Source organism: Klebsiella sp. MS 92-3 (genome assembly GCF_000195655.1).
Taxonomy (GTDB): Bacteria; Pseudomonadota; Gammaproteobacteria; order Enterobacterales; family Enterobacteriaceae; genus Klebsiella; species Klebsiella pneumoniae.
Genome location: NZ_GL882864.1, coordinates 781 through 10,776 on the forward strand (window position 1 = coordinate 781; position 9,996 = coordinate 10,776).

Consider the following 9,996-nt stretch of genomic DNA (forward strand, 5'->3'; position numbering starts at 1 on the left):
GGGGGGTTTTATTTTGCCGCTTCCCAGCATTTCACCCGCACTTATCGCTTTTGCATCTAAGGTTATTCCCTATCACAATAAGCCAATGTTTTCCGAACCTCGCCGTGACTAATGCATCGTCTTCATCCCTATCCTGATGTGCAGGTGATGTTTCGCCGCCTGCTGATCGCCACCCTGATTGGCCTTCTCGCCGCCCTGGCGGTGGCGCTGTTTCGCCACGCTATGGTGGTGCTGGAAACGCTGTTGCTCAGTAATGACAGTGGGAGCCTGGTCAACGCCGCACAGTCGCTGCCGGCGTGGCGTCGGCTGGTTACCCCCGCGCTGGGCGGCCTGACGGCGGGAACCTTACTCTGGCTCTGGCAACGACGCAGCGTCGCGCGTCCGCATGCCGCCACCGATTATATGGAAGCCCTGGAGACCGGCGACGGCTGTTTCGATACGCCGGCAAGCCTGGTGAAATCGCTGGCGTCATTGCTGGTCGTGGTGACCGGCAGCGCGATTGGCCGGGAAGGCGCCATGATCCTGCTGGCCGCGCTGGCGGCCTCGCTGTTTGCCCGTCGCTTCACGCCGCAGAGTGAATGGAAGCTATGGGTCGCCTGCGGCGCGGCTGCCGGGATGGCCAGCGCCTATCATGCCCCGCTGGCCGGCAGCCTGTTTATTGCTGAAATTCTCTTTGGCACGCTGATGCTGGCCTCGCTTGGGCCGGTGGTGATCTCGGCGGTGATCGCCCTGCTGTTGACGCAGTTTCTTAATGGCGGCGCCGCGCCGCTGTATCACGTCGTGTTACAGCAGAACCTCAGCGCCCTGCACTATGGCTTAATGCTGGCGACTGGCCTGCTGGCCGGGCTGTGCGGGCCGCTGTTTATCTGGCTGATGGACTACAGCCACCGCGGGTTCGTTAAACTAAAGCTGGCGCCGCCGTGGCAGCTGGCGCTGGGCGGGCTGATTGTCGGCGGCTTATCGCTCATCACCCCGGCAGTATGGGGCAACGGCTACAGCGTAGTGCAAAGCTATTTGCTGCTGCCGCCGTCCGGTGCGCTGCTGGTGGGCGTATTTATCTGCAAACTGCTGGCGGTGCTGGCCAGCAGCGGCTCCGGCGCGCCTGGCGGGGTCTTTACCCCGACGCTGTTTGTCGGCCTGGCGATGGGCATGCTGTTTGCCTGCTTCAGCAGGCTGTGGCTACCGGGAAGTGAAGAAATGGCCATCATGATGGGTCTGACCGGCATGGCGGCGTTTCTGGCCGCCACGACCCATGCGCCGATCATGTCAACCCTGATGATTTGCGAGATGACCGGGCAGTATACGCTGCTGCCCGGTCTGCTGATAACCTGCGTCGTGTCGTCTGTGCTGTCACGGACGTTACGCCGGGATTCGATCTATCGCCATCACGTTGCCGAGCATGTCTAAGTCGACGTAGCGGCTCAGCTCACGCTGTTCGGCGCGCGGTAGATAAGGCAGCTCGCCGATCAGCGGCGCCGGCAGCTTTTTGCTGAGGACATCGATGATTTCGGCGTAGTGCGCCAGACCGGGGTTGATCCGATTGGCCACCCAGCCAATCAGCGGTAAACCGTCATTGGCGATCGCCTGGGCTGTCAGTAGCGCATGGTTGATGCACCCCTCCTGGATCCCCACCACCATCAGCACTGGGAGCTGCTCCTGAACCACCCACTCGGAGAGCGGCCGCAGGTCGTTCATCAGGCTGCGCCAGCCGCCGGTGCCTTCAACCACCACGTGTTCGACCTGCGCGGCCAGACGCTGCAAACCATCGGACAGCAGACCGTAGTTGATCGGGCAGCTATGCGCCACGCTGCTCTCGTCTTCGCTTAAGGCGATGGGGTTGACAGCCTCATAAGGTAACGCCAGCGTGGAGACGCTCTGCAACACCAGCGCATCTTTGTTACGTAAACCGTCCGGCGTCTCTTTGCTGCCCTTCGCCACAGGCTTATACCCGGCCACGCTTTTGCCTCTGGCAGCAAGTGCCTGCAACAGCGCACGGGAAACCACTGTCTTCCCGACAGAGGTGTCTGTACCTGTAATAAAGAAACGCTTAAACATCACTAACCCCACAGTTTTGTCGATGAAATATACGGGAGAGAAATAATCAACGGTGGGCAAAGTCTACGTGAAGCCGTCTGAGGTCAGCTTGAGATAGCGCAATTTTTGGTGTGACTATGAAAAAATGTTAACCCTGTAACAGTCGTATGAGTAAGGATCCGTTATAGAGCGCATCTTTGACCAGCGCCGCGCCAGCCATCGTTCCGCGGTTGGAGAACTGAGTACTTTCAACGGTAATATGCCGGCTATAGGCTGGGAGAGATTGTTGCCGAATACAGCTGGAAATTGCCGGAAAAAGAATTTCTGCCGCCAGATTGAACGGCGAGCCAATCAGAATTTTCTGCGGATTAAACAGATTGACCATGATCGCCAGAATCCGCCCAACGTGATTACCCACGCCGCTGATGATGTCCCGGGCTAACAAATCGCCCTGCAGCGCCGCCTGACAAAGCCACTCCACGCTCAGCGGACGCTGGTGCAGCAGCGAGCTCATCGACTGCGCCATGCGCATCTGCGCCAGCTCCAGCACGCTTTCTACGCTGGCAATTGTCTCCAGGCAACCATGGTTGCCGCAGTAACAGCGTTTGCCGTAGGGATCGACCTGGGTATGGCCAATCTCCACCAGGCTGCTGCTGCCGGCGTGCAGCAGGCGCCCATCGGTGATCACCCCGGCGCCGACGTTATGATCGATGACCACCTGAATGACGTCCCGGGCGCCGCGCGAGGCGCCAAACAAAGATTCCGCCATAGTCCAGGCGCTGATGTCATGCTGAATATAGACTGGCACCCCGGTATGATTGGCCAGCGCTTCGCCGAGCGGGACATCTTTAACATCCTCATAAAACGGCATGCGATGAATAATGCCATTTTCGGTATCGATAATACCGGGCATCGTCATGGCGATGGAGGTAAGGCGTTCCAGCTTCTTTTGATGGCGAATAAAGAAGCGATCAATATGGTCGATAACGCGCGTCAGAAACGGCGTGCTGTCGGTAAGCGCCAGCTCCAGCTGATCCTCCACCACCAGCTGACTGCTTAAATCACGCAGCGAAAGATGGATCTCACCGCGGCTGATGCGCACCGCCAGATAGTGCCATGCCTCGGTCTCCACCATCAGCCCCACCGCCGGGCGGCCGCGGCTGCCGGGCTCCTGGATCTCGGTCTCCTGAACCAGATGCGCTTCCAGCATTTCGCGGACGATTTTGGTGATGCTGGCCGGCGCCAGTTGCGCAAATCGGGAAAGGTCGATACGCGATACCGGGCCGAGCTGATCAATCAGGCGATACACGGCGCCCGCATTGGTCTGCTTTATTTGATCGATATGGCCTGGTTGACTATCCGCTACCACCATTGACTCCCTTATTTTCGCGCTTCGAAATAAACTTTCGGCTATGGTGAAGCACTTCGACGGTGAACGTCAAATTTTTACTTAGCCTTGTGATTTACCGCACATTTCCAGCCCCTTTTCGCCTCAATTATGCTCGCTTTTCCAGGAGAGCAGCGCCTCACGAAAGCGTTTTGCCAGTGCCCCTTGCTCATGGTGTTTAGACCACACCAGCCACATCTCCGATACCGCATCCTGTTCGTCGATCGGCAGCCAGCGCATTTCACTGAGCTGGACGCGCTGAAAGGAGGCCGGGAGGATCGATACCCCCAGGCCGGCGGCCACCAGACCAATAATCGTCATTGCCTCCCCCACCTCCTGGGCAATCTTCGGCGTGTGGCCGTAGCGGCGCAGCAAGCCGAGGATGTCGTCATACAGGCCAGTGCCGACGTGCGGGTCGAAAAAGACGAAGGGCTCGCGCGCCAGCGCCGCCAGGCTGACCGAGGGCTGGCGGGCCAGGGGGTGATTCGCCGGGACCATCGCCAACAGCGGCTCGCGCAGAACCCGCTCCCACGCCAGGGTGTCCGGCAGTTGAGTATTGCGCAGCAGCCCCAAATCCAGAGCCCCCTCGCTCAGGGGCACTATCTGTTCGCGGGTGTTAGTCTCGCGGGTGAGAATATGCACATCCGGAAGGCGTTGGCGAAACATCGATAGCGTATCGGAGACGGCCTTAATAAAAGGGGCCGAGGAGGTAAAGCCGATGCGCAGCTCACCCGTTTCGCCATGGTGTAGACGGGCGGCGCGAGCAGCCGCCTCATCCACCTGGGCGAGGATTTGTCGGCTATCGGCGAGAAACTGCTTTCCGGCCGCCGTCAGGCTGACGCTGCGGTTGGTACGGGCAAACAGGCGAGCGCCGGTCTGCTGCTCAAGGATCTGAATCTGCTGGCTTAGCGGTGGTTGAGAGATGTTTAGTCGCGCCGCGGCGCGGCCAAAATGTAGCTCCTCAGCGACGGCGACAAAGTAGCGCAAATGACGCAACTCGATATTCATATTTAAAACGTCTTATTTGAGATTATTAATATATTAGACAGAATATTTACATTTTCATACCCTAAAAATGTGAGCTGAATGGTCACAACACTCTGTTGGTAAGCAGCAACTTCTACGCAAGGAATTCTCTGTGAGTCGTACAACAACCGTTGACACCGTGCCGGCGGGCGAGGTCAGCGTCGCTGGTGCATCCCGCCCGGATCCGTTTATTAAGCGTGGCACCCCGCAGTTTATGCGCGTCACTCTCGCGCTTTTCTCCGCCGGTCTGGCCACTTTTGCCCTGCTCTACTGTGTGCAGCCGATCCTGCCGGTGCTGTCGAACGAGTTTGGCGTGTCGCCGGCCAGCAGCAGTATTTCGCTTTCAATTTCCACGGCGATGTTGGCGGTGGGCCTGCTGTTTACCGGCCCGCTGTCGGACGCAATAGGCCGCAAGCCGGTGATGGTCACCGCCCTGCTGCTGGCCGCCTGCTGTTCACTGTTGTCGACTATGATGACCAGCTGGCACGGCATCCTGATTATGCGCGCGCTCATCGGCCTGTCGCTGAGCGGCGTAGCGGCGGTCGGCATGACCTATCTGAGCGAGGAGATCCACCCCAGTTTCGTCGCCTTTTCGATGGGACTCTATATCAGCGGCAACTCCATCGGCGGCATGAGCGGCCGCTTGCTGACCGGGGTCTTTACCGATTTCTTCGGCTGGCGCGTGGCACTGGCGGCGATCAGCGGCTTTGCGCTGGCCGCGGCGATTATGTTCTGGCGTATCCTGCCCGAGTCGCGCCATTTCCGCCCGACCTCGCTGCGACCGAAAACGCTGCTGATTAACTTCCGTCTGCACTGGCGCGACCGTGGCCTGCCGCTGCTGTTCGTCGAAGGTTTTCTGCTGATGGGCGCTTTTGTCACCCTGTTTAACTATATTGGCTACCGGCTGATGATGTCGCCGTGGTCGTTAAGCCAGGCGGTGGTAGGCCTGCTGTCGGTAGCTTATCTCACCGGGACCTGGAGTTCACCGAAGGCAGGGGCCATGACCGTACGCTTTGGCCGCGGGCCGGTGATGCTTGGCTTTACAGCGGTGATGCTCTGCGGCCTGCTGCTGACGCTCTTTTCTTCCCTGTGGCTTATTTTCATCGGCATGCTGCTGTTTTCCGCTGGCTTCTTCGCCGCGCATTCCGTCGCCAGCAGCTGGATTGGCCCACGCGCCCGCCGCGCCCGCGGTCAGGCATCATCGCTGTATTTGTTCAGCTATTATTTGGGTTCAAGTCTTGCCGGGACGTTAGGCGGGGTATTCTGGCATCACTACGGCTGGAACGGCGTCGGTGGGTTTATCGCGCTGCTGCTCCTTGCCGCGCTGTTGACCGGCACCTGCTTACATCAGCGACTGAAATAGTCGCGTGTGACGTGGCCTGCGGGCCACGTTTCACCACATGCCCATTATGGAAGACAAGCCCATCAGCTCTCTGACGGCATCAACGGACAGCACTGCAATAAACAGCCAGGTGAACGGATTCATAAACCACCCCCGAACCTCCAGACCTGTGTAATCGATCACAGTTTAGTACCGTTATGTTACCGTTTTCTGTCACACCGATCACAGAGGTGAGCTTATTCTCCCGCCATGTGTCTTTCCCTTCCCCTGTGCGCAACGCTCGACCCGCCGGGCGTATCAGGATAGTGTAGAGGCAAAGCGATAATCTCTTTATTCACCTGTCACGGACCGAACGCCACTATGACTGAAAATACGCCTTATCAGCAGCTTACCCGTACCTTTCAGCGCCTGTCGCGCTTTTCGCATCTCGCCGCCATCGCCGGCTGGGATATGTTCGCGATGATGCCCCCGGGCGGGAGCGTCGCCCGCAGCGAAGCACTGGCCGAGCTCGGCGTGCTGCAGCATCAGATCCTGACCGATAAAAAAGTGGGACAATGGTTACAGGAAGCCCGCCAGCAGGATCTTAATGATGTTGAACAGGCCAACCTGCGGGAAATGCAGCGTCAGTACGATCAGGCGGCGCTGCTGCCGGAGAGCCTGGTGGAAGCAAAATCGCTGGCCGGCAGCCGCTGCGAGCATGCCTGGCGCAGCCAGCGTCCCGCCAATGACTGGACGGGCTTTGCCGACAACCTACGCGAGGTGGTCAGACTGAGCCGTCAGGAAGCGCAGATCCGCGCCGATGCCAGGGGCGGCTCACGCTACGACGCGCTGCTGGATATTTTCGAACCGGATATGACCAGCGCGCGGCTGGACAGCCTGTTCGCCGATCTCAAATCGTGGCTACCTTCCCTGCTTAGCCAGGCGGTGGAGAAGCAGGCGAAGCAGACGCTAATCGCCCCGCAGGGGCCTTTCCCCATTGCTGAACAACGGGAGCTGGGCCTGCAGGCGATGCGTATCCTTGGCTTTGACTTCGACGGCGGGCGCCTCGACATCAGCGCCCACCCGTTCTGCGGCGGCGTACCCCAGGATGTGCGCATCACCACCCGCTACAACGAAAACGACCTGCTCAGCGCTCTGTTCGGCGTGATCCACGAAACCGGCCACGCCCGCTACGAGCAGAATCTGCCTCGCCCGTGGGTCGACCAGCCCGTAGGACTCGCCCGCTCCACCGCTATCCACGAGTCGCAGAGCCTGTTTTTTGAAATGCAGCTGGGACGCAGCGAGCGTTTTCTTAATCGCCTGTTACCGGCGGTGCGCGAGCGGTTTGGCGATCGGCCGGCCTTTAGCCAGGACAACTTTGTCGCCTGGAATCAGCAGGTGAAACCCGGCTTTATTCGCGTCGATGCCGATGAGGTGAGCTACCCGGCGCATGTCATCCTGCGTTATGAAATTGAACGTGCGCTGATCGACGGCGAGATTGAGGTAGATGATATCCCGTCGCTGTGGGACGAGAAAATGCAGCACTGGCTGGGGCTGTCGACCACCGGCAACTATCGGGATGGTTGCATGCAGGATATTCACTGGACCGACGGCGGATTCGGCTATTTCCCTTCCTATACCCTGGGCGCGATGTATGCCGCGCAGTTGATGGCCGCGGCCCGCCGCGCGCTGCCGACATTAGATCGCGATATTGAGGAAGGCGATTTCAGCGCCCTGTTCGACTGGCTGCGGCAGAATATCTGGCAGCATGGCAGCCGCTTCACCACCTCGCAGTTGATTCAGCAGGCCACCGGTGAGGATCTTAATAGCCGCTACTTCCGCGAGCACCTGACCACTCGCTACCTTTAATCATACGCGCCGGGCTACCCGGCGCGTCCTGTCGTTCCTGCCTTGTACATTCGGTTACACGCCGATACCAAACACTCACGGAAAGCTCGAAAAGACAAGCATATAGTGATTTCACCGGCCCCGCAGTGGGGTTGAAATTAAGAAAACTTTTCGAGGATATCAGAATGAAAAAAGTATTAGCTCTGGTCGTTGCCGCTGCTATGGGTCTCTCTTCCGCCGCTTTCGCTGCTGACGCAGTAAGCACCACTCAGGCACCGGCTGCCACCCACAGCACGGCTGCCAAGACCACCCATCACAAAAAACACCACAAAGCCGCGGCAAAACCGGCTGCAGAGCAGAAAGCTCAGGCTGCCAAAAAACACAAAAAAGCAGAAGCTAAACCAGCCGCTGCTCAGAAAGCCCAGGCCGCTAAAAAACACAAAAAAGTAGCAGCTAAACCAGCTGCTCCGCAGAAAGCTCAGGCGGCGAAAAAGCATCACAAAGCTGCGGCTAAACCGGCAGCCCAGAAAGCGCAGGCAGCGAAAAAACACCACAAAACCACTAAACACCAGGCCGCTAAACCGACTGCACAGCCGGCAGCATAATTCCTCCCGGTGAACCAACCTTCTTAATAATCGGCGCTGTTTCAGCGCCGTTTTTTCTGGAGAGCACTATGCTGCGGCGCTATCGTTTTGAGCTCATCCTGATCCTGCTAATTATATGCGCAGTGGTTGCAACCCGTTTTTTCCTCTCTTAATTATTTATCCCGCGTTCGCATTTTGCTGCTTCTACCAGCTTTTCATTAAAATGAATACCGTGCGGCTATCGCTGACCCGCTCCCCGCTTCCCATTATCCTGTGACTCTCTGCGGCGCAAAAAAATGTCCGGCGCCAGAAGACGCCAGACATGTTAGTCGTAATATGTCGCACGCCTGGCCCTTGCCGGGTGGCGCGCCCATCACAATGCACGCACGGCTTCCATCACCAGATAGCCGGTCGCGCCCCAGATAGCGACTGAGACCAGGGAAACATAAACCAGTGCGCGAATACCTTTTTTAGACATAAGCCCTCCGAACGCAGGGGAAATAGAGTTCAGGCTATCATCGCCGGTACTACCTCTCTATTTACTCAACGGCAGGGCGACGGTAACAACGTTTTCGGTGAGAAAATGTTTCGCATTGAAAATAATTACGAGAGGCGTAAAGAAGTGCGAATTCCGGTGAAGATCTGGTGGGTAAAAGTATTATTTTTGGGCATTATGCTGACAAACCAGGAATAATCCCACGGATGAATTGCTGCATTATTAACCGAATTCAGTACGTTCTGATACATGAATTTTGTTGCGCAAGACGCCACTTTCTGCGGAAATAGCACAAGCAGAACACTGGTATTAACCGCTTGAAATCAGGAGGTTTTACCAGCGCCAGACCCCACCGCGCGCTGATGTGGTATACGGTTTGGCCTGTTTAGAATTATTGTTTACTTTCAAAAACTTAAATCTCCTGCTACTGTCAATAGACATCATAGCCTCCCCAGAGAGTGATATGCGTAGAGACGTTCTGTTATTACTGTGTTCATTTTATCTGTTACCTCTGGACGCACATGCCGATGATAGCGGACTGAGCGCCAAAGATATTAAGACGTTGTTTTTCGGTCACGATGACCGCAAAGCGGTGAACCGCCCCGAGGAGAGTCCGTGGGACGCGATTGGCCAGCTGGAAACCGCCAGCGGCAATCTGTGTACGGCGACGCTCATCTCTCCGCATCTGGCGCTGACCGCGGGCCACTGTCTGTTAACGCCCCCGCGCGGCAAGCCGGACAAAGCGGTCGCCCTGCGCTTTATTTCCCGCAAGGGCAACTGGGTCTATGAGATCCACGGCATTGACGGGCGAGTCGATCCCAGCTTAGGCAGACGCCTGAAAGCCGATGGCGACGGCTGGATTGTCCCTTCCGCTGCGGCGCCGTCCGATTTTGGTCTGATCGTGCTGCGCTATGCTCCGTCTGGCATTACGCCGATCCCGCTCTTTCCGGGCAGCAAGGCCGATCTCACCGCCGCGCTGAAGGCGGCGGACCGTAAAGTTACCCAGTCTGGCTATCCTGAAGATCATCTCGATAATCTTTACAGCCACCAGGATTGCATCGTGACAGGGTGGGCGCAAACCAGCGTACTGTCGCATCAGTGCGACACCCTGCCTGGCGACAGCGGCTCGCCGCTGCTGCTGAAAACGGAGGACGGCTGGCAGGTGATCGCCGTGCAGAGTTCGGCCCCCGGCCCGCAGGATCGCTGGCGGGCGGACAATCGCGCCATTGCGGTGACTGGCTTTCGCGATAAGCTGGAGGCGCTTGCCGGTGAGTAATGGACCGAGGCCGGGGGAGAATAT

At 57.9% G+C, this 9,996-nt stretch carries 9 protein-coding genes; 5 read left to right on the forward strand and 4 right to left on the reverse strand.

Annotated elements, in window-relative coordinates:
- The first annotated feature begins 111 nt into the window (after positions 1-111).
- Positions 112-1,407: a voltage-gated ClC-type chloride channel ClcB gene (gene clcB / locus HMPREF9538_RS02535; protein WP_004148305.1), complete on the forward strand. Its 1,296-nt coding sequence runs from the start codon at positions 112-114 to the stop codon at positions 1,405-1,407.
- Here the strand turns inward: clcB and bioD are convergent.
- From bioD to HMPREF9538_RS02520, 3 genes are all read right to left on the reverse strand, one after another.
- Positions 1,360-2,055: a dethiobiotin synthase gene (gene bioD, locus HMPREF9538_RS02530; RefSeq protein WP_002903703.1), complete on the reverse strand. Its 696-nt coding sequence runs from the start codon at positions 2,053-2,055 to the stop codon at positions 1,360-1,362. The genes clcB and bioD overlap by 48 nt on opposite strands.
- A gap of 127 nt (positions 2,056-2,182) precedes the next feature.
- On the reverse strand, positions 2,183-3,403 hold the full coding sequence (mlc, locus tag HMPREF9538_RS02525) for a sugar metabolism global transcriptional regulator Mlc (RefSeq protein ID WP_002903701.1): 1,221 nt from the start codon (positions 3,401-3,403) through the stop codon (positions 2,183-2,185).
- 123 nt (positions 3,404-3,526) lie between these two features.
- Entirely contained in the window at positions 3,527-4,429 is a 903-nt protein-coding gene (locus HMPREF9538_RS02520) for a LysR family transcriptional regulator (protein ID WP_002903700.1), read from the reverse strand.
- Positions 4,430-4,559: 130 nt separating this feature from the next.
- Between HMPREF9538_RS02520 and HMPREF9538_RS02515 the strand changes: the two genes are divergently transcribed.
- Positions 4,560-5,810, forward strand: coding sequence for an MFS transporter (locus HMPREF9538_RS02515; RefSeq protein WP_004176293.1), 1,251 nt, complete (start codon positions 4,560-4,562; stop codon positions 5,808-5,810).
- A 30-nt stretch (positions 5,811-5,840) separates the two neighbouring features.
- On the opposite strand, the gene HMPREF9538_RS32665 is transcribed toward HMPREF9538_RS02515, so the two are convergent.
- Entirely contained in the window at positions 5,841-5,933 is a 93-nt protein-coding gene (locus HMPREF9538_RS32665) for a KPN_01571 family protein (protein WP_210173909.1), read from the reverse strand.
- A gap of 216 nt (positions 5,934-6,149) precedes the next feature.
- Here HMPREF9538_RS32665 and HMPREF9538_RS02510 point away from each other — a divergent pair, with 216 nt between their 5' ends.
- The 3 genes from HMPREF9538_RS02510 (at position 6,150) to HMPREF9538_RS02495 (ending at position 9,972) form a co-directional block, all read left to right on the forward strand.
- On the forward strand, positions 6,150-7,637 hold the full coding sequence (locus tag HMPREF9538_RS02510; protein ID WP_004176294.1) for a carboxypeptidase M32: 1,488 nt from the start codon (positions 6,150-6,152) through the stop codon (positions 7,635-7,637).
- A gap of 164 nt (positions 7,638-7,801) precedes the next feature.
- On the forward strand, positions 7,802-8,221 hold the full coding sequence (asr, locus tag HMPREF9538_RS02505; protein ID WP_002903693.1) for an acid resistance repetitive basic protein Asr: 420 nt from the start codon (positions 7,802-7,804) through the stop codon (positions 8,219-8,221).
- 938 nt (positions 8,222-9,159) lie between these two features.
- A complete protein-coding gene (locus tag HMPREF9538_RS02495; RefSeq protein ID WP_020317021.1) occupies positions 9,160-9,972 on the forward strand; it encodes a trypsin-like serine peptidase in 813 nt (270 codons plus the stop codon).
- Positions 9,973-9,996 lie beyond the last annotated feature (24 nt).